A 24,734-nucleotide genomic window follows, 5' to 3' on the forward strand; every position below is an offset into this window, starting at 1 on the left:
AAATGAAATATAGATTAAAGCCTTTTGCAGCATATTTTTTATTGTTGTTTATGTTTAGTTTAATGACTGTTAATTACAGCTCAGTGACAATTTTTAGAGTAAATTTATTTTTTTTAATTGTTATATTTATGTTTGGATATACTATTTTGAACATAATATATAATCGCAAAATATATTTGGACGGATTTTTTAGAATATATTTGCTGTTTTTTTTATGGAGCTGCTTGACAAAATTTTGGGCAGTGAGTGATATTTATTATTCGTTGGGAATCAATACAATGAGCCTTACTTTAATAATACTATTTATATTTAGTAATTTGATAAAAAGTAAAGAAGATATTTATCATACAATTTGGGCGATAGCTTGGGCAGGTGTAGGTATGGTATTATTTTATGGTTTTTATTTTGGATTCCGTACTATGATTTATATTCGGTTGAATAATAACATAACAACTGTCAATGCAAATACATATGGATTGTGTGCATTTTTTTCAGCAATAGGGTTCTTGTATATGTATATGACAAATCAAAAAAGGTTAATCAATTTGATACTGATGTTGTCTATGTTAGGGATTAGTATATTATCGGGTTCAAGAAAAGTATTGATTCTTTTTTTAATTATAATATTAGGAACCTATCTATTTACAGAATTGAAAAAAAGTTTTCATAGATTTTTGAATATAACGATCATGATTTTTGTTTTTTATTTATTGATACAAAACAATCAATTTTTATATAATACTATTGGTCTACGAATTTTAGAGACAGTGAATTATTTGTCAGAAGATGGTGTAGCTAGTAATACAAGTACTGGAATTCGATCTTCGATGATTGAATTGGGTATGAGATTGTTTAGGTTAAAACCATGGCTAGGATATGGTGTAATGGGGTCGTATATTTATAATGGTAATACTTATTTTCATAATAATTTTGTTGAACTTTTAGTTAATACAGGCATAGTAGGTACTGTTATTTATTATTCCGGTTTCTTTATATTACTAAAGCACAATATTAAAGCGTATCTATATAGTTTTAATTTTGAAACACTATTTTTCTTGTTATTACTTATTTCTATTATTTTTATGGATTATTCATTAGTTTCGTATAATGAAAGAATAGTGTTGGTGTGGCTAATTTTGATGTTTAAAATGTATAAAATGGGATTTTTGTTTGAGGGAGGCCGTATATGAAAAGGTTATTAAAAGTTATTAGTAACAGAGGATATCGTTTCAAAGTATTGACTAAATTAGGATTTTATAATAATCTACCAGATGATGTCTTTTTGAAGAGATTATATAAATTTGAAATGAATAAGGAACTTGAACTAGATAATCCAAAAACATATAATGAGAAATTGCAATGGTTAAAAATTAATGATAGAAATCCCTATTATACAGATCTTTCAGATAAATATAAAGTGAAAGATATTGTTGCTAATGCAATAGGAGGGAAATACATAGTTCCTACACTTGGGATTTGGGATAACGTACAGGATATTGATTTCGAAGCATTACCTAATCAATTTGTTTTAAAATGTACGCATGATTCAGGTAGTGTTATTATTTGTAGAAATAAAGAAGAGTTGGATATAAATAAAGTTAAAAAAACTCTTGATAAAGCATTGAAGGGAAATTTTTATTACTATTCTAGAGAATGGTGTTATAAAAATGTACAACCTAGGATTATTGCTGAAGAATATTTAGAAGATTTAGCTAATACAGATGATACGGTAGATTATAAATTTTTCTTTTTTAACGGGAGACCAGAATTTATATATATATCTAGAGGATTGGAAGATCATTCCACTGCTCAAATTTCATTTTATGATTTGGAAGGGCAAGAATTGGACTTTTGTAGAGATGATTATCGTCGTTTAGGTGATTTTAGCCTACCTAAAAATTATAAAGAAATGAGAGAAGTAGCAGAAAAACTTTATAAGATATGTAACGCTCCATTTGTGCGGATAGATTTGTATTCTGTTAATGGTAGGATATATTTTTCGGAATTTACCTTTTATCCAGCAGGAGGCTTTTTACCATTTTCACCTAAAGAAACAGATGAAAAACTTGGAGAGTTGTTAGATTTGACACAGATTGATTAAACTTCTCCTTGATTAATCATCGACTATGAGGATATATAATTGATAAAAAAGTTAACGACAAAAGTTATATTTAAAAACACCATTATTTACATGGTTTGTGGGGTGTTAATTAGAGGATTTAGTTTTTTTCTACTTCCGCTCTATACTTCTTATTTAACCACTGTTGATTATGGTATTACAAGTCTTGTAAGTAGTTTTTTAATAACCGGTTCATTTTTAGTCGCTGCATCGTTATATTCAGCAATATTTCGCTTTTATGTAGATTTAAAACATGACACAGTTAGGTTAAGTCGCTTTTATGGGACTATAATTTTATTTGTTTTAATAATGAGTATTATTGCTAGTGTAGTCATGATACTTGGAAAGGAGCTAGTTGGTCATTATTTTTTTCCCAACATCGACTTTTTTCCGACGATATTCATTTCCATTTTATCACTAGTTTTTTATTGTCAGTATACTATTTATGAAAATATTTTAAAAAGTCAACAGCAAGCTGGAAAGTATGCAATTATTACACTGATATTTTTTATTCTTACCCTAGTTTTAAATATATTATTTGTAGTACATTTTAAACTGGGAGCGAATGGTGTCTTACTTGCCAATCTCATAACATATGCTGTGTACTTCTTTGTAATGTTAGTTGATTTATGGAAATCTAGTATGATAATGTGGTGTTTGGATAAAAGCTTACTAAAGGAAGCTTTGCTATATTCGATACCAATAATCCCTCATAATTTATCAACCCATATCACAGTTTTTTTGTCGAAGCTTTTTATCGGAGACATTGGGAATCTAGGAGATGTAGGACTGTTTGCGATTGCCTCCCAATTCGGTAGTATTGCTGATATAGTTCAAGGTTATGTGAATAGTGCTTACGGTCCATGGCTCTATGAGCAGATGACGATATTAAACGATTCAGTTCGGAAGAATATTGCGAAAATTTCAGAAATTTTAACGTATGTAATTGGTTTTTTCCTTTTGGGCATTGCACTATTTTCTCATGATTATATTATTTTGTTATTAGATAAAGGCTATGCTTCTTCTTGGAAGTATATTCCTTTGATAGTAAGTGTATTTTTGATAAAGATACTTTACTATTTTTATGTAGAAATTCTCTTCTATCATAAGAAAGCATCAAGATTGATTTTTGTTGCAACCTTATCAAGTAGCTTGGTGAATGTGGTAATTTCTTATTATTTGATTGGAATCTTAGGTATAACCGGCTCAATCCTTGCAGATTTTATTTCAATGTTCATACGAGTCGGGATTGTCATAGCAATTAGCAAACGATTTGAAGATATAGGATTAAAGCTTTCAAAGCTTGTCTATATCATCATGGTAGTTGTTGTTTTTATGGGGATTGGGCTGTATTTTACATATCTTAACTATCCGTTTACATTTAGTTATATTGAGTTTGGGTACAGAGTTGTTGTGATGTTTACTTACCTAGGTTTTGTGCTTTATAAATTCCGTGCAGAGTTTAAACAATTCTTAAATCAGAGAAAAAATCTTTTGGGAGGAAAAAATGGAAAGAAATGAATTTTTGGAAGAGGTTCGTAAGAGTTCATATTATCGTAAAGATTTCGAACAAATTTTTGAAGAGTTCAAATCCTATCAAGATTTAATTTTGAATGCTTTGAGAGAATTTCATAAGGTTTGTGTCACGAACTCAATTCCATATCAATTAGCATATGGTTCCTTATTAGGTGCTGTGAGAGATAATGGTCAAATTCCATGGGATTATGATGTGGATGTTTTTGTTCCATATTCGAAAAAAGAGGAGCTTATTGAGGCACTAAAGAATGATTTGAACGACGAGTTTTATTTTTACTGTCCAGAAGTCGATGAGAACTGTCGTCATTATATGATGCGGATTGCACCAAAAGGTTACTCTACGGAGTTATTTCATTTAGATGTATTTTATTTGATTGGTATGCCAGAAGAGCCAGAAGAAAGGAAGAGATTTTCTAAAGAAGTACAACAACTGGCCTTTATCAGATACTATAAATTGATTTCTCTTATAAAATCAACTAATTCATTTAAAGGTGCAGTAAAAATCGGTTTATTTAAGCTGAGATACTTATTTCGAAATGTTGAAAGAGATTATAAGAAATTTGAAGAATTATGTAGTATGTATGGACTGGAGGAGTCAAGTTACGCCACAACAGCAGACATTTTTGCCACATGGTATGAGATTCCAACAAAAAATGTACTATCGATAGAAAAAATGCAAACTTTAGAAGGTGAATTTTGTGTGCCAACATCTTACGAGCAGTTACTTTCGTTACTCTATGGTGATTATTTAAAGGTACCTGCATTAGAAAATAGAATCAAAGAATTACTGAAACATCATAATTTACAGTCTAAGAATATTTAATGAGGTTGCATGGATGATACTAAAAAATGCTATTATTCTCGCGGCGGGCTTAGGTAGACGAACTATCCCATTAAATTTTGAGACTCACAAGGCTTTTCTAGAAGTGAATGGTGAGATATTGATTGAACGATTAATCGTACAACTCAAAGAAGCTGGGGTTTCTGAAATTATTATTGTTATTGGATACAAAAAAGAACAATTCCGATATTTAATAGATAAGTACGAAGTTGAATTAATTGAAAATGATGATTTTGCTAACTCCAATACACTATACTCCCTAAGTTTAGCGGAATCCTATTTGTCGAATTCCTATATAATTCCATGTGACATCTGGTGCGCAACAAATCCTTTTACTAGCAAGAAAGATGACTCCTCTTGGTATATGATTGCTGATATTTCAAAAAACGTAACAAAGTTAGATGATTTGAGCGAAAGATTAGGTGTTGCTTTTATAGAGCAATCAGATTCAATTTGGATAAAACAGAGGCTTCGAGAGTTGGCAAATAATCCTAGTCAACAAATGCTAGCTTGGGAAGAGCTTTTGGTTACAGATGGGGAACTAGCAATACCTACATTCAAAAATTGCGAGCATTTTATACAAGATATTAATACATTTGAAGATTTGATATACTTAGATGATATGTCTAATCATTTAAGAGTAGAAGCAATAGATATTATTTGTACAACTTTTGATATTGATCCTAAAGAAATAAAGAATGTACTTGCCTTGAAAAAAGGCATGACCAATCGTTCTTTTATGTTTGAATGCAAGGAAAAAAGTTACATTATGAGAATTCCTGGGGAGGGAACCGATAAATTAATTAATCGAGAACAGGAAGCTGAAGTTTACAGAGTAATTGCTGGGGAAAGTATTAGTGATGAATTGATTTATATTAGCCCTGAAAAAGGATATAAAATTACTTCTTTTATTGATGGTGCAAGAAACTGTGATTCAAATAATAAAAGCGATGTTTCATTATGTATGAAAAAATTAAGAAGTTTTCATGAAAAGGAATTAACTACTTCTCATGAGTTTGATTTATTTGGAGAGATAGAATTTTATGAAAGCTTAAGAGGAAACAGGGAGTCTATATACGAAGACTATCAATCTGTTAAAAATAGAGTACTTACTCTTAAGAGTTATATTCAGTTGAATATAGAAAAAAAGGTTCTTTGTCACATTGATGCAAATCCCGATAATTTCTTAATCTTTGAGAAAAATAATCAAACAGAGGTTCGTTTAATTGATTGGGAGTATGCAGGGATGCAGGATCCTGATTTAGACATTGCGATGTTTGCTATTTATTCTCAATACAATAGGGAGCAAATAGATTTTTTGATAGACGCATACTTTGAAGAAGGATGCGAAGAAAGAATAAGAATGAAAATTTATGCATATGTTGCTACTGCTGGTTTGTTATGGAGCAATTGGTGTGAATATAAACAGCAAGTAGGGGTTGAGTTTGGCGATTATGCTCAGTCCCAGTATGAATATGCAAAAGAGTTTTCCGTTATAGTCAGTGAGTATCTATCAACTTTTGAAGATGGTGTTCATTAGGAAGTGTAATGTTTTATTTTCTTGTTTGAATGATGAATGCAAATATAATCGGAGATGTTTGCTTTATAAAATAGATAGGGAGGAAGTATATTGAAATTAAATAGGAACAGAATTATTTTCATCACAGGTTCAGCTGGTTTCATCGGTAGCAACCTAGTATTAGAACTATTACGGAGTGACGAAGTATATCATATTATCGGTCTTGATAATATGAATGATTACTACCAAGTATCGCTCAAGCATTATCGTCTTGAACAGATTGAGCAACAGTTGACTCATAGTAAAAGCAAGTGGACGTTCATAGAGGGAGACTTGGCAGACAAGGATTTGGTCACTTCAATTTTTGAAGATTACCATCCGAATATTGTTGTTAATTTAGCTGCTCAGGCTGGAGTTCGCTATTCCATTACCAATCCAGATGTTTATATAGAAAGCAATATTATTGGTTTTCAAAATATCTTAGAAGCCTGCCGTCACTATCCTGTTGAGCATTTAGTATACGCGTCATCGTCTTCTGTCTATGGAGGAAATGAAAAAGTACCATTCTCTACGGACGATAAAGTTGATAATCCAGTTTCACTATATGCTGCAACTAAAAAGTCAAATGAGTTATTTGCTCATGCTTATAGTAAACTATATGATATACCAACAACTGGTTTACGTTTCTTTACAGTTTATGGTCCTGCAGGACGACCAGATATGGCATACTTTGGTTTTACTAATAAATTGATAAAAGGTGAAACGATTGAAATTTTCAACTACGGAAATTGCAAGCGTGATTTTACCTATGTTGATGATATTGTGGAAGGTGTCAAGCGTGTAATGTTTGGCGCACCGCAGAAGAGAAGTGGAAGTGATGGTCTCCCTATTCCGCCGTATGCAATCTACAATATTGGCAATAGCAATCCTGAAAACTTATTGGATTTTGTTCACATATTGAGTGAGGAACTAGTTTTGGCAGGAGTATTGCCAGCAGATTTTGATATTGAAGCACATAAGAAACTTGTACCTATGCAAGCTGGAGATGTACCTGTAACCTATGCTGATACCTCTGATTTGGAGAGAGATTTTGGTTTTAGCCCCTCTACCACTCTCAGAGAAGGCTTGCGCCAATTTGCTCAATGGTATAAAGAGTATTACAAATAGTTTTATTTTGCTATTGGGGCGATAGCCTTTTGGACAAATGCCATAATTTGTGTCAGGATTAGTAAGAAAGGACTAGTAAATAACATTCACTAACTTCGTGAGATTTGCATCTGGTTTTTCCTCTTACATTAAAAGGAGTTAATCATGATAAAAGACATTCATTCGATTTTATTGTTCAAACCAAATCTTAATTTGGATATAGTGCCAGAACTGTAGGAAGATGGATAATTTTCATAGTTGATTTTACTTTCTTTTTAATAATCATTATTTTGATTTTTTTAGTAACAAATGGTATACTTTGTATACCATTTTTATATTGAGGTGAAATTATGAGTAACAAAGAATTTTCTCAAGAATTTCTTAAAACTATTATTTTTTCTAAAAGAAAAGAGTTAGGGTATTCTCAGCAGGAACTTTCTGATTTGACAGGAATAAATAGGGCTATGATTAGCAAGTTGGAGCAAGGGGAGTATCTTCCGTCAATTCCGCAATTACTTTCTCTGAGCAATGTGCTTGATTTTGAAATAAACAGTTTATTTGTTTCTGATTTTCCGAAGTCAATCGGCACTCTTCCGGCAAAAAAAATCGCTGTCGCAGGAACAGGCTATGTTGGTCTATCTATCGCTGTTTTACTAGCCCAGCATCATCAACTCACAGCTGTGGATATTATCCAAGAAAAAGTTGATTTAATCAATGCAAAGAAGTCTCCTATTCAAGATGATTATATTGAAAAATATCTAGCTGAGAAAGACTTGAATTTAGTAGCAACACTTGATGCAGAAACAGCCTACAGAGAGGCAGAAATTGTTGTGATTGCTGCTCCAACTAATTATGATAGTGCTAAGAATTACTTCGATACAAGTCATGTGGAAGCCGTTATACAGGCAGTATTATCGGTCAACCCTCAAGCTTTAATGGTTATCAAATCAACGATTCCTGTTGGCTTTACCCAATCTATGCGTGAGAAGTTTGGTACAGAAAATATTATTTTCAGTCCTGAATTTCTTAGAGAGTCAAAAGCACTTTATGATAATCTTTACCCTTCACGAATTATTGTGTCTTGTGAAGAAGGGACTCCAACTTCGGTAGTAGAAGGTTCAAGATTATTTGCCTCACTTCTACAAGAAGGAGCCTTGAAGAAAGATGTGGAAGTGTTGCATATGGGTTCTACAGAGGCAGAGGCAGTCAAGCTTTTTGCCAATACCTATTTAGCCTTGCGCGTTTCCTACTTCAATGAATTGGATACCTATGCAGAGTTGAAAGGGCTGGATACCGAATCCATTATCAAGGGTGTTGGCTTAGATCCACGTATTGGTGACCACTACAATAACCCTTCTTTTGGCTATGGTGGATACTGTCTACCAAAAGATACCAAGCAGTTGTTGGCGAATTACAATGATGTTCCGCAGAATATGATGACGGCCATTGTTGAAGCAAATAAAACAAGGAAAGATTTCATTGCCGATCAGGTGCTGAAAATGGCTGGCTATTATGATTACTCTGAACATGATAGCTATTCTCGCCAGCAAGAAAAAGAAATAATTGTTGGTGTTTACCGTTTAACGATGAAGAGTAACTCAGATAACTTTAGACAGAGTTCTATTCAAGGCGTCATGAAACGATTGAAAGCCAAAGGTGTAAAGGTCATTATTTTTGAACCAACTTTAGAGGCTGGTTCAACCTTCTTTGGTTCTAAAATTGTCAATGATTTGAAAAAATTTAAAGCACAGTGTCAAGCTATTGTAGCCAATCGTTATGATAGTTCTTTGGACGATGTGCGGGATAAGGTCTATACACGAGATATTTTTAGGAGAGACTGAAGAATGTATCGACTTTTTATATATATGCTTATTCCTAAAAGGAGCAATTATGAAGCTTAGTTTAAGAGGAAATTTACAGGGCTTATTATCAGGCATGTTTTGGGGGTTAGACACATCCTTGAATAGCTTAATATTATTAATGGCTCCTTTCATTGTTGAGGATAGTAAACTATTATCTTCTACTTTACTATTGGCATTTTTTCATGATTTCTTTTCTGCGATTTTTTTAACAATTGACTTATCTATCAGAGGTTGTTTTAAAAATACGATACAAATTATGAAAACTAGAAGTGCTTATTTTGTAATGATAGCAGCAGTATTCGCTGGTCCTTTAGGGATGAGAGCCTATCTTTTTGCGGTTGAAAAGTTGGGTGCTGGTTTAACAGCAACAATATCTGCTATATATCCTGCGATAGCTGCTTTATTAGGAATGATTTTTTTAAAAGATTATTTGACAAGAAAGGGATGGTTTGGACTAGCTTTAACCATCTTGGCAGTTATTTTTCTTGGATATAGTGGCTTTTCTCAAATAGAAGAATTATTCGTTGGCTCTTTAGCAGCATTGCTATGTGTAATTGGCTGGGCTTCAGAGAGTGTAATTACCGCTTATGGTATGAAAGAAGATATCTTACCTAAACAAGCTTTATTTATCAGGCAATGGACTTCAAGCTTAGTCTATCTGTTGTTTATGATAGTAGAGGGGGATGTTGTTTACAGTGTAGCAACTGTTTTAAACTCACAATCAATTCTTGTTATCGTTTGTCTTGCATTAATAGGGACTCTTTCCTATTTATTCTATTATTCTGCTATTGATAATATAGGACCTGTAAGAGCGACAGGTTTAAATGTTACTTATTCGATTTGGACAGTCATTTTTTCATTGTTGTTTTTTGGAGGACAATTAGATATTAAATTAGTTATCAGTAGTGTAGCTATCATTATTGGTACGCTATTTGTTTTAAAAAACTAAAAGGAGAATTTATGAGAGCGATTATTTTAGCAGCTGGAATGGGAACTAGATTGAGACCACTGACTTTAACAACTCCTAAATCTTTGATTAAAGTTGGAGGTCAAACATTAATAGAAAGACAAATTTTGTTTTTAAATGAAATTGGTATTTCGGAAATTATTATTGTGACAGGTTATTTGTCAGAAAAGTTTGACTTCTTAGAGAATAAATATGGTGTAAAATTAATTCATAATGATAAATATGATACCTATAATAACTTTTATAGCATGTATCTTGTACGGGATTTTTTGAGTGATGCTTATGTAATTGATGCAGACAATTATCTGCACATGAACTTCTTAGATTCTGATATAACCATTTCTACATATTTTTCGGCATATAAAGATAATTTTGAGGATGAGTGGCTTTTAAAATGCGATGATAATGGTCTGGTGAAAGAAATTGTGATAGATAATGGTGAGGGCTCTATTCTATCTGGGGTATCATATTGGGATGCAAAATCTGGTCAGGTTCTAAAAAAACTTATTGAAGAGATGTTAGAATCAAATGATTTTTGTAATTTATATTGGGATAATCTTGTAAAAGATAACTTGGATAAGTTGATAGTATATAAGAGAGACATTCCTTCGAACGTTATATTTGAGATTGATAATCTTAATGATTTCGACCAGCTACAAGAATTTTTAAGTTCCCATACCTAGTCATAGAGTAGCTGGATTTTCGGAACTATTCGAATTAATGAACGTATTGCTGATGTGGTACACGATAATCGTATGAAGAAAACACTGATTTCAGAAAACCGTATTTTCATATTTTATATAGTCTTTTAGCAAAAATTTATGCTATAATTAGTCTGAATTTGAGGAATTATTCATGACTAAACGTAAAAACCATGAAAATAAATTGAAAAAAGCATGTAACAAGAAGGGCTCTTTGTCAACTGTAGTGGGTAGACGAAAAGCTAACACCTAGAGAGGACGAAATTCGTTCTCTCTTTTTGTATGTACGACGGGCATGTCGTACATCTGAGGTGAAAGTCCTCCGTGGACAGTAACCGCCCAATAACAAGGTATCTATCCACTCACTCACTCCTTCCTCCAGTATACTGTTATAAAAAACAAACTGGAGGATTTTTTATGTCTCAGCCCATCGTCCCATTGACTATTCCCAAATCTCGCCGCTTTGAAAAGAAAAGGTAAATGCCTCATAACAAGGTACCTATCCAATCATCTCATTCTCCACTATACTTTTTATTTATTGTGATATTAATATTAAGAATAACTAGTTAAATTGAAGTGATGCAAAGCATTTTAATGGAATAGTATAGGGGTGTTGTTTATCGTTTACTCATGCTCTGTAAAAGTGGAAAAGATTTGGCTACCATGCTATAATATAGCTAGAATATTTTCCGAATAAATAGGTAGAGAGAATTTCTCAATCACTTTATTTGGAGGAAAAAAATGACTAAACGTCGTCAGGCAGTCAGCCCTATGGCTGATATTATTGCAAAAAAGATTTTCAATGACCACGAAATTACCATTGACTTTATAGATACCTTTTTAGGTTTTCGTCCCAAATCTGTTCAGATATTGAATGGAACTATCGCGGATGTGAAAAAAGAAAGGACTAGACACTTTAGTACAACCGTAGATATTTTGGCTCGGTTAGAAGATGGGACACAGGTCATTATCGAGATTCAAGTTGCCTATCAAAATGGTTTTATCAAGCGTTTGTGGACTTATTCCTGCCAACATTTGGTGAAGGACTTGCCCAATATTCGTGAGAAGGTCACGCAGACGCATGATATGTATAATAAAATTTCTCCGATTTATTCGATTGCTTTAGTAGCGAGTAAGTATTTCGATGATGAAAAACCTATTCACAGTTTTGTAATGACTGAAAAAGATAGCAGTCAAATCTTAGAATTACCATTTGGTGATCAGGAAGAATTAAAGAAACCATTTGAAATGGTTATCATTGAGCTGAAAAAGTTTCGTAAGGGTCAACTTGGGAAAAATCAACGCCAATGGATTGAATTTTTTGCAAATAGAGAATTTAGTCAATCGACATCAGATATTATTGAAAAGGCAGAGAATCTGCTAAACAGAAATACATGGACAGAGGAGGAAATCGAAATGGTAGATCAATGGTTGCGTAATGCTTCCAACCACTTTGGAGAATTGGAAAGTTCTTTTATACGTGGTAGAAATCGTGGAAAGGAAGAAGGAAGAGCCGAAGGTCTAGAAGAAGGAAGTCTACAAAAAAGTTTAGATGTTGCACAAAAATTATTAGCTAGAGGTCTTGACATAGAGGATGTGTTAGAAATAACAGGACTAACTTCGGAACAGTTGACTCGATCTTCGCAAGAACATCAGTTCTAGGAGGAAAATACAAAATATATGAAACATTACGACTACTTAGTTGTTGGTGCAGGTCTGTTCGGAGCGGTCTTTGCTCATGAGGCAGCTAAAAAGGGTAAAAAAATAAAGGTTATCGAAAAACGTGACCATATTGCCGGTAACATCTACACCAAAGAAGTAGAAGGAATCCAAGTTCATGAGTATGGCGCACACATCTTCCATACTTCTGAAAAGGAAATTTGGGATTATGTGAATCAGTTTGCTGAGTTCAATCGCTATACAAACACACCAGTCGCCAACTACAAGGGTGAAATCTACAATCTTCCATTCAACATGAATACTTTCAATAAACTGTGGGGCGTGGTGACCCCTGCTGAAGCAGCAACGAAGATTGCTGAGCAACGGGCTGTGTTGGGTGGTAAAACGCCTGAGAACTTGGAAGAGCAAGCCATCTCACTTGTTGGTACAGACATCTATGAAAAATTGATCAAGTCATACACCGAGAAACAATGGGAAAAACCGTGTACGGAGTTACCAGCCTTCATCATCCGTCGCTTGCCTGTTCGTTTGACTTATGATAATAACTACTTTAACGATACTTATCAAGGTATTCCAATCGGTGGCTACACGCAGATTGTTGAAAAAATGTTGGAACATGAGAATATTGATGTTGAGACAAATGTTGATTTCTTTGCCAATAAGGAAGACTATTTAGCTACCTATCCGAAGATTGTATTTACAGGAATGATTGATGAGTTCTTTGATTATAAGCTTGGTGAGTTGGAGTATCGTAGCCTTCGTTTTGAAACAGAAGTGTTGGATATGGAAAACTATCAAGGGAATGCAGTTGTGAACTACACAGATAGTGAAACGCCATTTACTCGAATCATCGAACACAAACATTTCGAATTTGGTACACAAGATAAAACCATTATTACTCGTGAGTATTCGAAGACCTGGAAACGAGGCGATGAGCCATATTATCCAGTCAACAATGATCGCAACAACAAACTCTATACTGCTTATAAACGCCTCGCAGAACAACAAGAGAATGTTATTTTTGGTGGACGTCTTGGTCATTATCGTTACTACGATATGCACCAGGTTATCGGTGCGGCCTTGCAATGTGTGAGAAATGAAGTTGGGGAATGATTTTGAGAAGTCATCAAAGTAGTAATTGATTCTTGGCAGAAGTTGATACTCTTCAAAAATCAAAATTATCCGTTGTCAAGAGCCTTGATGAGTGAAAAGCTCCAGTGGAGGTTTTCAGCCTGTTACCTTGAAATAAGATAGTAACAGAGTTCTATCTTCGACTTCGTTTTCTAGGCTACTTTTGATTTTCGTTGAGTATGAAATGCTCTCAAAATATTAATCAAAAAAAACCAGAAATTCTGGTTTTTTTTGATTATTGAATTGCTGCCAACAGGTCAGCTGCTTGTTGCTCGAGTTTTGTTAGAGTTTCGTCAGATAACTCCAATACACCTGTTCCCCATGCTTCTGGATTGATGGTTGAACCTGTAAATTTACCAGCAATCTGAGTGCGAATAAATGGAAGAAGGTGTTGGAAGTCTTTGAATAGGTGGTCGTGACCGCTGTTAGCGACGGCAGAGACAGTTGTGATTTTATCTTGTAGGATAGATGGTCCTTTTGGATTGGATAAATCGAGCGAACGACTGAGCCAATCGAGAGCATTTTTTACGATGCCTGGGATTGCATAGTTATATACTGGTGAGAAAATCCAGATAGCATCCGCAGCGTCTACTTGTGCACGTAGCTCTGCGATTTCAGGAAGGATAGGTGTCTCGATGTCTTGGTTGAATAGGGGAATTTTTGCAAGATCAATGTAAGATACTTGAGCCTTATCAGCCAAGAACGCTTCAGCTTTTTTGGCCATTTGATGGTTAAAAGAACCGTCACGTAGTGAACCAACTAAAAACAATACGTTTGCCATGATGGTCCCCTTTTCATAAAAACATAAATTTAGTATATCGTATTTGTCTTTTATTGGCAATCCTAGGTCTGCTGATTCTTGAATTTTTTAAGTATCTCGGCTAATTGGTCTTGTTCTTCTGAACTAAGGACAGAAAAAATCTCTCCAACGTGATCATAATGCTCTGGAAGGATTTTTTCAATGGTTTCGCGTCCAAGTGGAGTGAGGGCAATCAAGGAAGCACGACGGTCATTTGTATCGATAGTCTTGTAGATATAACCATCTCGAATCATGTTTTTTATAACGACAGTCATGTTGCCAGAAGTACTTAATAATTTATCAATTAAGTCTTGAATCCGCAGATTTCCTTTGTTGTAGAGTGCCTCCATCACTCCAAACTGACAAACTGTCAGTCCGTATTTTTTGATTGTTTCTAATTCTGATTTTGTGATAGTATTAGCTGCTCTGCGAAAGACGACTAGACTGTGAAGTGCATGCTTGTTCTCGTTTAAAGATTGTTCAACAGTTCTCATGAGAATATTTTAGCAATAAATAGTTCGGTTATCAAGCAAAAAAAGTTAAATCCTATATTCATAGGTAAAGTACTTTATATAGCATAGAGGAGCTGAACTGTGGGTCTCAGTTCTTGTATTCGTTCTCTGTCTGAAGGAGAATGAAAGTTTATTCACAATTCAATTACGGAAAAAATGGAAATATGCTTTAACTTGTAGTATAATAGGACTACTATGGAAAAAAAGATTTTTCAACTTTTGGAAGTATTGGCAACGAAGAAGGGACAGCTGATAGCTGGTTCCTTTATACTCCTAAGTGTCATGACTTTTTCGATATTCGTTATTTGGGACCTTGCAGCTAAGCCTTTTTCTGATGTGCAGAATCACGCTATTTCTGTAGCTCGAGACTATACGGATATGGAGGTTGTTGATGATGTCTCTATCTACAACGGGACAGAAACATACTTTAGCGTGCAAGGAAAGACGAGTCAGGGGGAAATGATTGCGGTTATCATTCCTGAAGAGACAAATACTGTGTACGTTTATCCAATGGCGAATGGTATTTCTAAGGAAGAAGCGCAGGCAGTCGCTACAGAGAATGGTGCGTCAGCAGCTGATAGGGTGATTCTAGGTTTTAGGGATGACAAACCAATTTGGGAGGTCAAATCTGGGACAGCTTATTATTTAGTAAATTTTGAAACAGGAGATTTTATCAAGAAGGAGGGCTTATGAGCAAGCTATCAAAACGTGTCTTAGAAATGGAAGAAAGTGTCACGCTGGCAGCCGGTGCGCGTGCAAAAGCCTTGAAGGCAGAAGGTCGTGATATTCTGGAATTAACCTTGGGTGAGCCAGACTTCGTCACACCGAAAAATATTCAAGAAGCTGCTATTAAGTCTATCGAAGATGGTAAGGCGAGTTTTTATACGGTAGCTTCAGGGCTTCCTGAGTTGAAGGACGCAGTCAATACCTACTTTGAGAATTTCTATGGCTACTCTATCGAACGCAATCAAGTCGTTCTTGCAACAGGTGCCAAGTTTGTCCTCTACGCTTTCTTTGCGGCAGTCATCAATCCTGATGATGAGGTTCTGATTCCAACACCTTACTGGGTATCCTATGCTGACCAAATCAAGATGAACGAAGGTGTGCCTGTCTTTGTCACTGCAAGGGAAGAGCATAATTTCAAGGTAACGGTCGACCAGCTGGAAGCGGCTCGGACTGACAAGACCAAGGTCCTCTTGCTCAACAGTCCGTCCAATCCGACGGGTATGATTTACACCCGTGAGGAATTGGAAGCTATTGGCAACTGGGCTGTGGAACACGACATTCTCATCTTGGCAGACGATATTTACGGTCGTTTGGTCTATAATGGAAATACCTTCACACCGATTTCAAGCATTTCAGAAAGCATTCGTCAGCAGACTATTGTGGTCAATGGTGTGGCAAAAGCCTATGCCATGACAGGTTGGCGGGTTGGATTTGCCGTTGGTAATCCTGAAATCATTGCAGCCATGAGTAAGATTGTCGGACAAACGACGTCAAACTTAACAACCGCTGCTCAGTATGCGGCCATTGAAGCCTTTACAGGTCCGCAAGATACAGTAGAAACCATGCGTCAGGCCTTTGAAGAGCGACTCAATACCATTTATCCCTTGCTGGCAGAAGTACCAGGTTTTGAGGTTATCAAGCCAGAAGGAGCCTTCTATCTCTTCCCAAATGTCAAAAAGGCCATGGAAATGAAGGGCTACACAGATGTGACTGAATTTACCACTGCTATCTTGGAAGAAGTAGGAGTAGCCTTGGTGACCGGTGCAGGGTTTGGAGCTCCTGAGAATATCCGCCTCAGCTATGCAACAGATATGGACACGCTCAAAGAAGCAGTAGCTCGACTACACACATTTATGAAATAATAAAAAGAGGAAAAATAATGTCTAGAAAATTGATTACCATCAACCAAGTAAAAGATTATGTCGGTCAAGAAGTGACCATCGGTGCCTGGGTTGCCAACAAGTCTGGCAAGGGCAAGTTAGCCTTCCTGCAATTGCGTGACGGAACAGCCTTCTTCCAAGCAGTTGCCTTCAAACCAAACTTTATTGAAAAATTCGGTGAAGAAGCAGGTACTGAGAAATTCGATGTGGCAAAACGCCTCAGTCAAGAAACGTCTGTCTATGTGACAGGGATCGTCAAGGAAGATGAGCGTTCTAAGTTTGGTTATGAGTTGGATGTGACAGACCTCGAAGTCATCGGTGAGTCACAAGATTACCCAATTACGCCAAAAGAACACGGTACAGACTTCCTTATGGACAACCGTCACCTCTGGTTGCGTTCTCGTAAACAGGTCGCTATCCAGCAAATCCGTAACGCCATCATCTATGCGACCTATGAATTCTTTGAAAAGAATGGCTTTATCAAGTTTGATAGCCCAATCTTGTCTGGAAATGCGGCAGAAGATTCAACAGAATTGTTTGAAACAGATTACTTTGGTCAACCAGCTTATCTCAGTCAATCAGGTCAGCTTTACCTGGAAGCTGGTGCTATGGCCCTTGGTCGTGTTTTCGACTTCGGTCCTGTTTTCCGTGCGGAAAAATCCAAAACTCGTCGTCACTTGACAGAGTTCTGGATGATGGATGCCGAGTATTCCTTCCTAAGCCATGAAGAGTCACTTGACTTACAAGAAGCTTATGTCAAAGCCTTGATTCAAGGTGTTATCGACCGTGCGCCACAAGCCTTAGAAACTCTTGAGCGTGATGTGGATGCCCTTAAACGCTACATTGCAGAACCATTCAAACGTGTGGCTTATGATGATGCCATTACTCTTCTGCAAGAACACGAAGCGGATGAAGATACGGACTACGAACACATCGAGCATGGTGATGACTTTGGCTCACCACATGAAACTTGGATTTCAAACTACTTTGGTGTACCGACTTTTGTGGTCAACTATCCAGCAAGCTTTAAGGCCTTCTACATGAAGCCAGTTCCAGGTAATCCAGAGCGCGTGCTTTGTGCGGACCTCTTGGCGCCAGAAGGCTACGGTGAAATCATCGGTGGTTCTATGCGTGAGGATAACTACGACGCCTTGGTAGCTAAGATGGATGAGCTCGGCATGGACAAGTCAGAATACGAATTCTACCTTGACCTACGTAAGTACGGTTCAGTGCCACACGGTGGTTTCGGTATCGGTATCGAGCGTATGGTAACCTTCGTCGCTGGTACAAAACATATCCGTGAAGCCATTCCGTTCCCGAGAATGTTGCACCGCTTGCATCCATAAGCAAATCAATAGATATACAAACAGACTACAAACGTGGTCTGTTTTTCTGGTGTCCATTGACATTTTGAACGAATTGTTATACAATGTATTACAAGAAGAAAGTAGGTAGAATGATGGGAATTGTATCCTTACGGTTAAACGATGCAGAAGAAGAAATCTTCAGAAGCTATGCCATTCATACAGGAAAAAGCCTGTCTGAGTTATTTAAAACTGCACTGGCAGAACAGATAGAAGACCAGTTGGACTATGAAATTGGTATCAAGGCTTTGAAGAAATTCCAAGAAAATCCTGTTACACACTCGATTGATGATGTTCTTGCGGAGTTAGAAGATGGCTTATAAACTTGTTCTCAGCGATGATGCTTTGAAGCAGTTGAAAAAAATGGACAGGCATGTGGGGATGATGCTTGCAAAGGATTTGAAAAAACGTTTGGACGGTTTGGAGAATCCAAGACAGTTTGGCAAGGCCTTGGTAGGAGACTATAAGGGGCTGTGGCGGTATAGAGTGGGGAATTACCGTGTGATTTGCGATATTATTGATAACAAAATGGTCATCCTAGCTCTTGAAATCGGGCACCGGAAAGAAATCTATAAAAAGTGAAGCTTTAGGAAACTAGGCTCGGTATCGGTGCACTTCTCAGAGCTCGTGTCAACATCTCAGCGCAGTGGTTGATTGGGTTTAACAGTCCAGTGGAGTGAAACAGTTCTGGGAACTGTTTCAGCCCGAGCCTTGAAACAGAAAAGCGAGGTAAAAAGGTTGGAGATAAGATTTGCGAAGCAAATCTCAGCAATTCGTGTTTTCCACTCCAAATCTTCCTTATACGACTGAAGCGAACGGAGTTCGCCTTATCTCCAACCTCCAAAGGCTCCCCGAACCTTTGGAGCTATGCGGGGGTGGGGAGACGAACTCCTTTTTGACTTATCGAGTTCTTCCCCACTCCCTGTTTTCTTGTTTTTTCACCTGTTTTTATTTATAATTATTCTAAATAAATCCGTGGAGAGGAAAATGAAGCAAGAAAGTTTAGGAAAAGAGATTATTCGTTTGGCCTTTCCTGCGACGGTGGAAAATATTTTTCAGCCCTTAGTTGGTTTTATGGATACCCTCTTGATTGCACAGCTGGGGCTGGTAGCGGTGACGGCAGTGGGTCTAGCCAATACGATTTTGAATGTCTATTTGGCGGTCTATATGGCTTTGGGAGTTGGGGCAACAGCTTTGATTGCTCGGTCTATTGGCGCGGGAGATAGGGAATCTCTTACCTTTCATGTCCGTCAAGCCTTAGTGCTTTCAGTAGGTGTAGGTCTGCTATTGGGTTTACTATCCCTTGTTTTCGGGCGGCAGATGCTGGTCTTAATGGGAGCAGATGCGGAGAGTTTGGCTGGCGCCCAGGCATTTTTTTACTGGGTTGGTGGCTTGACGATTTTCCAAGCTCTGATGACCATTTTGGGAACAATCCTGCGGGCATCTGGCGACACAGTTTCCCCTATGAAAATGAGCTTACTGACCAATGGTTTTAATGTGGTCTTGGACTATTTCTTGATTTTTGGTATTGGCTCTTGGTCAGGTTGGGGTATTGTAGGGACCGCCTTGGGAACCATCTTAGCTCGCTTGCTTGGTACTGTCTTGCTTTACCGAAAGGTACAGCAGACTGACTTGGCAGTTGATCTCAAACAATTGTTCCGCTTGGGAAGTCCTAAGGAAATGGTGGTTTTGACCCTACCTGCAGCAGCCGAACGCTTGGTTATGCGGTTGGGACAGGTGGTCTATTTCAGTTTGATTGTGGGGCTGGGGACGACTGTCTATGCTTCTCACATGATTGCAGGCAATATCGAGAGTTTTACCTATATGCCAGCCTATGGTCTTGCGACAGCGGCAGCGGTTTTGATCGGTCAAGCCTTGGGAAAGGGGGACATCCTCACAGTTAGACGAGTCGCATTTCTCAGCTCTGCCTATGGAGTAGCCACCATGTCCCTTCTGGGAATCGTCTTATTTTTCGGAGCTCCAAGTTTTGCTCTGCTATTTACCAAAGACCTAGAAGCCGTCCGTCAAGTCGTCATAGCTCTGCGGATTGATGCCTTCAACCAGCCGGGGCTGGCGGTTTCTTTGATTATGGCTGGCGCTCTGCAGGGATTGGGGGATACCAAGTCGCCGCTCTACTCCACAATGATAGGAATGTGGGGGCTGCGCGTTGTAGGTGTTATCGTCTTAGGTCAGATGTTCGGTTTAGGAATTGCCGGCGTCTGGCTGTCGATTTTGATTGACCTGCTCTTGCGAGCGATTTTTCTGACTTGGAGATTTATTGTACAAACACGAAAACTGGCTGAATAGGTCAGTTTTTTGGTATAATATCAATAGAAAGATAAAAAGGAGATCATCAGATGAAAACGATTCACACAGGTAAGGCACCTGCAGCAATTGGCCCATACGTTCAAGGGAAGGTTGTTGGAAATTTCCTATTTGCCTCTGGTCAGGTTCCTCTCTCACCTGAAACTGGTGAAGTGGTTGGTGAAACCATTCAGGAGCAGACTGAGCAAGTCCTGAAAAATATTGCAGCAATTTTATCAGAAGCAGGAACAGACTTTGACCATGTGGTGAAAACAACTTGTTTCCTAAAAGATATGAATGATTTTGTAGCCTTTAACGAAGTTTATAAAACAGCCTTTTCAGCGGATTTTCCAGCTCGTTCAGCGGTGGAAGTTGCACGCTTGCCACGTGATGTTAAGGTTGAGATTGAAGTTATTGCAGTTATTGATTAGAAGAGAAAAGGAGGGAATGTCATGTCGGACAAACTCCATTTAGTAATTGTGACAGGGATGTCGGGAGCTGGTAAGACGGTAGCAATTCAGTCTTTTGAAGACTTGGGTTATTTTACCATTGACAATATGCCACCGACTCTCTTGCCAAAGTTTTTAGAGTTGATTCGTCATAGCCAGGATAACAATAAGATTGCTCTTGTTGTAGATATGCGGAGTCGCTCCTTCTTCTCGGAGATTCGAGAGGTGTTGGATGAGATTGAGGGGGCAGAGGATTTAGATTTTAAAGTCCTATTCTTGGATGCGACGGATAGTGAATTGGTTGCTCGCTATAAAGAAACTCGTCGTTCCCATCCTTTGGCGGCTGATGGTCGTGTTTTGGACGGGATTCAGCTAGAGCGTGAACTTTTGGCTCCCTTGAAAAATATGAGCCAGAATGTCATTGACACGACTGAGCTGACACCTCGTAATCTCCGTATGGCAATCTCAGAGCAGTTTGCTAGTCAGGACAACCAACCATCCTTCCGTGTGGAAGTCATGTCTTTTGGTTTCAAATATGGTCTGCCTCTGGATGCGGACTTGGTCTTTGATGTGCGTTTCTTGCCAAATCCTTATTATCAGAAAGAATTACGAAATCTGACTGGTCTGGATGCTCCCGTCTTTGATTATGTTATGGACCACCAGGAATCTGAAGAATTTTACAGCCACCTTATCGGCTTGATTGAGCCAATTCTTCCTGGTTACCAGAAGGAAGGAAAATCAGTTCTAACGATTGCCGTTGGTTGCACGGGCGGTCAACATAGAAGCGTAGCCTTTGCTAAACGCTTGGCAGATGATTTGGAGAAAAACTGGATTGTCAATCGTAGCCATCGCGATAAGGACAGACGGAAGGAGACGGTCAACCGCTCATGAGAAAACCAAAGATTACAGTTATCGGGGGCGGAACGGGAATTCCAGTCATTTTGAAGAGTTTGCGGGATAAGGATGTAGAGATTACCGCTATCGTGACGGTAGCTGATGACGGAGGATCTTCGGGGGAAATCCGCCAGGCTTTGCAGGTGACCCCTCCAGGTGATTTGCGTAACGTCCTATTGGCTATGTCGGATATGCCCAAACTTTATGAACAAATTTTCCAGTATCGTTTTGCGGATTCAGATGGACCCTTGGCTGGTCATCCACTAGGGAATCTCATCATTGCTGGCATTTCAGAAATGCAGGGTTCAACCTACAATGCGATGAGGTTGTTGACGCGCTTTTTCCATACGACAGGGCGGATTTATCCATCTAGCGAACAGGCCTTGACTCTTCATGCTATTTTTACAGATGGGACCGAGGTAGCAGGTGAGAGCAAGATTTCCAAGCATAATGGGATGATTGATCATGTCTATGTGACAAATTCTTATAACGATGATGAACCGAAAGCCAGTCGCCAGGTGGTTGAAACGATTATGGAAAGTGACATGATCGTACTTGGACCGGGTTCTCTTTTTACCTCAATCTTGCCGAATCTGATGATTTCTGACATTGGCAAAGCCCTAAAAGAAACCAAGGCTGAAGTGACCTATGTGTGCAACATTATGACCCAACGGGGAGAGACTGAGTTTTTCTCAGATGCGGACCATGTGGCGGTTCTCAATGCACACCTAGCTGAACAATTCATTGATACAGTTTTGGTCAATATTGAGCCGGTTCCACAAGAGTATATGAATAGCAACCAGTTTGATGAATACTTGGTACAGGTAAAACACGATTTTGCAGGTTTGCAAAAACAGGCTAATCGTGTGATTTCTTCGAATTTTCTTCGTTTGGAAAATGGCGGAGCTTTCCATGATGGTGACTTGGTGGTAGAAGAGTTGCTCAAGATTTTGCAGGTGCGGCCATGAGTTTTACAGTACAAGTAAAGGAAGAATTGCTGCTTCAGTCTAGCTCAAATAAGAGCGAGCTATCTGCTATTATCAAATTATCAGGTAGTTTGGGCTTAGCTTCATCAGGTTTGACTCTTTCTATCAGCACGGAAAATGCAAAGATTGCCCGTCACATTTATGAACTGTTACTCCATTTCTACCAGATTAAGGCTGAGATTCGCCATCATCAAAAACCTAATCTCAAAAAGAACCGTGTGTATGCAGTTTTGATAGAAGACGGCGTGAATGAGATATTGAACGATTTGCATTTGGCTGATAGCTTCTTTGGATTAGAGACGGGGATTTCTCCCTTGGTTTTGGAAAATGATTCGTGGAGTCAAGCCTATCTTCGTGGAGCATTTTTAGCGGCAGGCTCTGTTAAGGATCCTGAAAAAGGAAAATACCAGCTTGAAATAGCTTCTGTCTATAGTGACCATGCCAATGACCTGGCCAATCTGATGCAGAAATTTCTTTTGGATGCCAAAGTCATTGAGCGAAGTAAGGGAACCATTACCTATCTGCAACGTGCAGAGGACATTATGGATTTTCTTTTGGTGATTGGAGCAGAAGAGACAAAGACAGAATTTGAGAATGTTAAATTGCTTCGTGAGGCTCGCAATGACCTAAATCGAGCTACAAATGCGGAAGCCGCTAATATTGCAAAGACGGTCAATGCTAGTATGAAAACAATCAATAATATTATCAAAATTATGGATACTATCGGTCTAGATCAGTTGTCAGGTGACTTGCAGGAGATTGCCCAGTTGCGAATTCAGCATCCAGACTATTCCATTCAGCAATTGGCGGATAGTCTAACGGTACCGATCACTAAAAGTGGTGTCAACCATCGTTTGCGAAAAATCAATAAGATTGCGGATGAATTGACTGACTAGATAGGTATACATAGAATGTTATAGTCATTTGAATTAACTTTGATACATCGTTACTCTCGGCTTGCCGTACTCTAGTATTGCTTGCACCTCAGTTCCTTGTCTGAAAGTTAATTCATTCGACGATACTAAGACTGGTTCGAAAGGACCAGTTTTTTGTATGCTGTGATAGCAATCTTCTTCACTGGAATGACCCTGTTTTATGAATTTTTCAGTAATGATTAGCATATAACATTAATATATGTTAGAATAGATAGAAGGATACTTTAGCTAGAAAGGAGTTTTGATGATAAGCAACGAACAATATGATTATCTAAGGGCACATCCAACTTTTGAACGTTTGACACGTGATAGCTTTGATCAATTAGCTAAGCATATTCGTTTTCGAAAGATTCCTAAGGGACAAATCTTTTTTTACGCAGAGGATCCTAGAGATTATCTATTTGTATTGTATAAGGGCTATGCTCGGATTGAGCAATATGATGAGACGGATAGTTTTACGTATTTGGACTATATTCGGCAGGGTGGTGCCTTTCCTTTTGGAGATATGTTTCAGGACAAACCTTATCATTATACTGCCATTGCCATAACGGACCTAGAGTATTTTATTGTACCGATGGTCTTGTTTGAAACCTTGTCGAAGATAAATCCGAGTCAAATGACTTATATCTGTCAAAAATTATCCAAAGTGCTTCGTTTTCAAGAGTTGCGCTTGCGAAATGCGATGCGTTCCAAGGCATCAGATCGAGTCGTTCAAGCCTTGGCTCTTCTTTATTGGGATATGTGCCAGCGAGAGCAGTTTGCTACCTTGCCATTTGAAATTCATATTCAAGAGATTTCGCGTTTAGCAGCTACGACACGGGAAACGGTTAGCTATGTTTTGAAGCAACTGAAGCAGAATGGAAAAATTGCTTATAGCCATAAACAGTTAACTTATTTAGATATTGATTATTTCTTAGAAAATTTGACAGAAACTCATTGAAGTTTCTGTTTTTTATAAAAAATAAAAATTCATATAATGATATAACGCAAAGAATTATGCATAATATAGGCGATATAATCGATAATTATTTATAAATAAGGTTGAAAATGTGAAGAATTTCTCAACATAAATGCGAGCGTTTTCAAGTTTTTGTTTTTTTGCT

At 37.6% G+C, this 24,734-nt stretch carries 25 protein-coding genes; 23 read left to right on the forward strand and 2 right to left on the reverse strand.

Annotation, left to right across the window (positions count from 1 at the left end; genetic code table 11):
- The first annotated feature begins 2 nt into the window (after positions 1-2).
- The 11 genes from CWM22_03590 (at position 3) to glf (ending at position 13,484) form a co-directional block, all read left to right on the forward strand.
- Positions 3-1,190 (forward strand): hypothetical protein, encoded by a 1,188-nt coding sequence (locus tag CWM22_03590; GenBank protein ID AUC91057.1) that lies wholly within the window; start codon positions 3-5, stop codon positions 1,188-1,190.
- Positions 1,187-2,101, forward strand: coding sequence for a glycosyl transferase (locus CWM22_03595; protein ID AUC91058.1), 915 nt, complete (start codon positions 1,187-1,189; stop codon positions 2,099-2,101). The genes CWM22_03590 and CWM22_03595 overlap by 4 nt, the downstream gene beginning before the upstream one ends.
- 39 nt (positions 2,102-2,140) lie before the next feature.
- Complete coding sequence (locus CWM22_03600) at positions 2,141-3,640, forward strand: sugar lyase (protein ID AUC91059.1); 1,500 nt, start codon at positions 2,141-2,143, stop codon at positions 3,638-3,640.
- Positions 3,627-4,478: a hypothetical protein gene (locus CWM22_03605; GenBank protein AUC91060.1), complete on the forward strand. Its 852-nt coding sequence runs from the start codon at positions 3,627-3,629 to the stop codon at positions 4,476-4,478. The genes CWM22_03600 and CWM22_03605 overlap by 14 nt, the downstream gene beginning before the upstream one ends.
- A gap of 13 nt (positions 4,479-4,491) precedes the next feature.
- Positions 4,492-6,036 (forward strand): choline kinase, encoded by a 1,545-nt coding sequence (locus CWM22_03610; GenBank protein AUC91061.1) that lies wholly within the window; start codon positions 4,492-4,494, stop codon positions 6,034-6,036.
- Positions 6,037-6,126: 90 nt separating this feature from the next.
- On the forward strand, positions 6,127-7,182 hold the full coding sequence (locus CWM22_03615; protein ID AUC91062.1) for a protein CapI: 1,056 nt from the start codon (positions 6,127-6,129) through the stop codon (positions 7,180-7,182).
- A 329-nt stretch (positions 7,183-7,511) separates the two neighbouring features.
- The gene (locus CWM22_03620) at positions 7,512-9,002 is read left to right on the forward strand and encodes a nucleotide sugar dehydrogenase (GenBank protein ID AUC91063.1); all 1,491 of its coding nucleotides are present in this window, start codon (positions 7,512-7,514) and stop codon (positions 9,000-9,002) included.
- Between the two features lie 49 nt (positions 9,003-9,051).
- The gene (locus CWM22_03625) at positions 9,052-9,972 is read left to right on the forward strand and encodes an EamA/RhaT family transporter (protein ID AUC91064.1); all 921 of its coding nucleotides are present in this window, start codon (positions 9,052-9,054) and stop codon (positions 9,970-9,972) included.
- Between the two features lie 11 nt (positions 9,973-9,983).
- Positions 9,984-10,673 (forward strand): CTP--phosphocholine cytidylyltransferase, encoded by a 690-nt coding sequence (locus CWM22_03630; protein ID AUC91065.1) that lies wholly within the window; start codon positions 9,984-9,986, stop codon positions 10,671-10,673.
- A 759-nt stretch (positions 10,674-11,432) separates the two neighbouring features.
- Positions 11,433-12,353, forward strand: coding sequence for a hypothetical protein (locus CWM22_03635; protein AUC91066.1), 921 nt, complete (start codon positions 11,433-11,435; stop codon positions 12,351-12,353).
- Between the two features lie 18 nt (positions 12,354-12,371).
- On the forward strand, positions 12,372-13,484 hold the full coding sequence (glf, locus tag CWM22_03640) for a UDP-galactopyranose mutase (protein ID AUC91067.1): 1,113 nt from the start codon (positions 12,372-12,374) through the stop codon (positions 13,482-13,484).
- 253 nt (positions 13,485-13,737) lie between these two features.
- Here glf and CWM22_03645 read toward each other — a convergent pair whose 3' ends face one another.
- Together CWM22_03645 and CWM22_03650 are read right to left on the reverse strand one after the other, a co-directional pair.
- Positions 13,738-14,283, reverse strand: coding sequence for an NAD(P)H-dependent oxidoreductase (locus CWM22_03645; GenBank protein ID AUC91068.1), 546 nt, complete (start codon positions 14,281-14,283; stop codon positions 13,738-13,740).
- A 62-nt stretch (positions 14,284-14,345) separates the two neighbouring features.
- Positions 14,346-14,795, reverse strand: a complete 450-nt coding sequence (locus CWM22_03650; protein ID AUC91069.1) for a MarR family transcriptional regulator — start codon at positions 14,793-14,795, stop codon at positions 14,346-14,348.
- A 213-nt stretch (positions 14,796-15,008) separates the two neighbouring features.
- Between CWM22_03650 and CWM22_03655 the strand changes: the two genes are divergently transcribed.
- From CWM22_03655 to CWM22_03710, 12 genes are all read left to right on the forward strand, one after another.
- On the forward strand, positions 15,009-15,506 hold the full coding sequence (locus tag CWM22_03655) for a peptidase (GenBank protein AUC91070.1): 498 nt from the start codon (positions 15,009-15,011) through the stop codon (positions 15,504-15,506).
- The gene (locus CWM22_03660; GenBank protein ID AUC91071.1) at positions 15,503-16,681 is read left to right on the forward strand and encodes an aspartate aminotransferase; all 1,179 of its coding nucleotides are present in this window, start codon (positions 15,503-15,505) and stop codon (positions 16,679-16,681) included. The genes CWM22_03655 and CWM22_03660 overlap by 4 nt, the downstream gene beginning before the upstream one ends.
- A 17-nt stretch (positions 16,682-16,698) precedes the next feature.
- The gene (locus CWM22_03665; GenBank protein AUC91072.1) at positions 16,699-18,045 is read left to right on the forward strand and encodes an asparagine--tRNA ligase; all 1,347 of its coding nucleotides are present in this window, start codon (positions 16,699-16,701) and stop codon (positions 18,043-18,045) included.
- Between the two features lie 113 nt (positions 18,046-18,158).
- Positions 18,159-18,386, forward strand: coding sequence for a translation repressor RelB (locus tag CWM22_03670; protein AUC91073.1), 228 nt, complete (start codon positions 18,159-18,161; stop codon positions 18,384-18,386).
- Positions 18,376-18,645: a type II toxin-antitoxin system RelE/ParE family toxin gene (locus tag CWM22_03675; protein AUC91074.1), complete on the forward strand. Its 270-nt coding sequence runs from the start codon at positions 18,376-18,378 to the stop codon at positions 18,643-18,645. Before CWM22_03670 ends, CWM22_03675 begins: the two co-directional genes overlap by 11 nt.
- Positions 18,646-18,814: 169 nt before the next feature.
- Entirely contained in the window at positions 18,815-19,021 is a 207-nt protein-coding gene (locus CWM22_03680; GenBank protein AUC91075.1) for a hypothetical protein, read from the forward strand.
- A gap of 29 nt (positions 19,022-19,050) precedes the next feature.
- Positions 19,051-20,370, forward strand: a complete 1,320-nt coding sequence (locus tag CWM22_03685; protein ID AUC91076.1) for an MATE family efflux transporter — start codon at positions 19,051-19,053, stop codon at positions 20,368-20,370.
- A 50-nt stretch (positions 20,371-20,420) separates the two neighbouring features.
- A complete protein-coding gene (locus tag CWM22_03690; GenBank protein ID AUC91077.1) occupies positions 20,421-20,798 on the forward strand; it encodes a regulator in 378 nt (125 codons plus the stop codon).
- A gap of 21 nt (positions 20,799-20,819) precedes the next feature.
- Positions 20,820-21,707, forward strand: a complete 888-nt coding sequence (locus CWM22_03695; GenBank protein ID AUC91078.1) for an RNase adapter RapZ — start codon at positions 20,820-20,822, stop codon at positions 21,705-21,707.
- Entirely contained in the window at positions 21,704-22,678 is a 975-nt protein-coding gene (locus CWM22_03700) for a YvcK family protein (protein ID AUC91079.1), read from the forward strand. The genes CWM22_03695 and CWM22_03700 overlap by 4 nt, the downstream gene beginning before the upstream one ends.
- Complete coding sequence (gene whiA / locus CWM22_03705) at positions 22,675-23,592, forward strand: DNA-binding protein WhiA (protein ID AUC91080.1); 918 nt, start codon at positions 22,675-22,677, stop codon at positions 23,590-23,592. Before CWM22_03700 ends, whiA begins: the two co-directional genes overlap by 4 nt.
- Before the next feature lie 283 nt (positions 23,593-23,875).
- Positions 23,876-24,571: a Crp/Fnr family transcriptional regulator gene (locus CWM22_03710; GenBank protein AUC91081.1), complete on the forward strand. Its 696-nt coding sequence runs from the start codon at positions 23,876-23,878 to the stop codon at positions 24,569-24,571.
- Positions 24,572-24,734: the final 163 nt, after the last annotated feature.

Source organism: Streptococcus suis (assembly GCA_002831545.1).
In the GTDB taxonomy this organism is placed as follows: Bacteria; Bacillota; Bacilli; order Lactobacillales; family Streptococcaceae; genus Streptococcus; species Streptococcus suis_P.

Excerpts from the sequence above, each read along its gene's own strand:
- glf (AUC91067.1), top strand. The coding sequence starts at position 12,372 with ATGAAACATTACGACTACTTAGTTGTTGGTGCAGGTCTGTTCGGAGCG.
- CWM22_03635 (AUC91066.1), top strand. The coding sequence starts at position 11,433 with ATGACTAAACGTCGTCAGGCAGTCAGCCCTATGGCTGATATTATTGCA.
- CWM22_03695 (AUC91078.1), top strand. The coding sequence starts at position 20,820 with ATGTCGGACAAACTCCATTTAGTAATTGTGACAGGGATGTCGGGAGCT.
- CWM22_03700 (AUC91079.1), top strand. The coding sequence starts at position 21,704 with ATGAGAAAACCAAAGATTACAGTTATCGGGGGCGGAACGGGAATTCCA.
- CWM22_03655 (AUC91070.1), top strand. The coding sequence starts at position 15,009 with ATGGAAAAAAAGATTTTTCAACTTTTGGAAGTATTGGCAACGAAGAAG.
- CWM22_03675 (AUC91074.1), top strand. The coding sequence starts at position 18,376 with ATGGCTTATAAACTTGTTCTCAGCGATGATGCTTTGAAGCAGTTGAAA.
- CWM22_03590 (AUC91057.1), top strand. The coding sequence starts at position 3 with ATGAAATATAGATTAAAGCCTTTTGCAGCATATTTTTTATTGTTGTTT.
- CWM22_03710 (AUC91081.1), top strand. The coding sequence starts at position 23,876 with ATGATAAGCAACGAACAATATGATTATCTAAGGGCACATCCAACTTTT.
- whiA (AUC91080.1), top strand. The coding sequence starts at position 22,675 with ATGAGTTTTACAGTACAAGTAAAGGAAGAATTGCTGCTTCAGTCTAGC.
- CWM22_03690 (AUC91077.1), top strand. The coding sequence starts at position 20,421 with ATGAAAACGATTCACACAGGTAAGGCACCTGCAGCAATTGGCCCATAC.
- CWM22_03670 (AUC91073.1), top strand. The coding sequence starts at position 18,159 with ATGGGAATTGTATCCTTACGGTTAAACGATGCAGAAGAAGAAATCTTC.
- CWM22_03650 (AUC91069.1), bottom strand. The coding sequence starts at position 14,795 with ATGAGAACTGTTGAACAATCTTTAAACGAGAACAAGCATGCACTTCAC.
- CWM22_03610 (AUC91061.1), top strand. The coding sequence starts at position 4,492 with ATGATACTAAAAAATGCTATTATTCTCGCGGCGGGCTTAGGTAGACGA.
- CWM22_03620 (AUC91063.1), top strand. The coding sequence starts at position 7,512 with ATGAGTAACAAAGAATTTTCTCAAGAATTTCTTAAAACTATTATTTTT.
- CWM22_03665 (AUC91072.1), top strand. The coding sequence starts at position 16,699 with ATGTCTAGAAAATTGATTACCATCAACCAAGTAAAAGATTATGTCGGT.
- CWM22_03645 (AUC91068.1), bottom strand. The coding sequence starts at position 14,283 with ATGGCAAACGTATTGTTTTTAGTTGGTTCACTACGTGACGGTTCTTTT.
- CWM22_03630 (AUC91065.1), top strand. The coding sequence starts at position 9,984 with ATGAGAGCGATTATTTTAGCAGCTGGAATGGGAACTAGATTGAGACCA.
- CWM22_03685 (AUC91076.1), top strand. The coding sequence starts at position 19,051 with ATGAAGCAAGAAAGTTTAGGAAAAGAGATTATTCGTTTGGCCTTTCCT.
- CWM22_03595 (AUC91058.1), top strand. The coding sequence starts at position 1,187 with ATGAAAAGGTTATTAAAAGTTATTAGTAACAGAGGATATCGTTTCAAA.
- CWM22_03660 (AUC91071.1), top strand. The coding sequence starts at position 15,503 with ATGAGCAAGCTATCAAAACGTGTCTTAGAAATGGAAGAAAGTGTCACG.
- CWM22_03605 (AUC91060.1), top strand. The coding sequence starts at position 3,627 with ATGGAAAGAAATGAATTTTTGGAAGAGGTTCGTAAGAGTTCATATTAT.
- CWM22_03625 (AUC91064.1), top strand. The coding sequence starts at position 9,052 with ATGAAGCTTAGTTTAAGAGGAAATTTACAGGGCTTATTATCAGGCATG.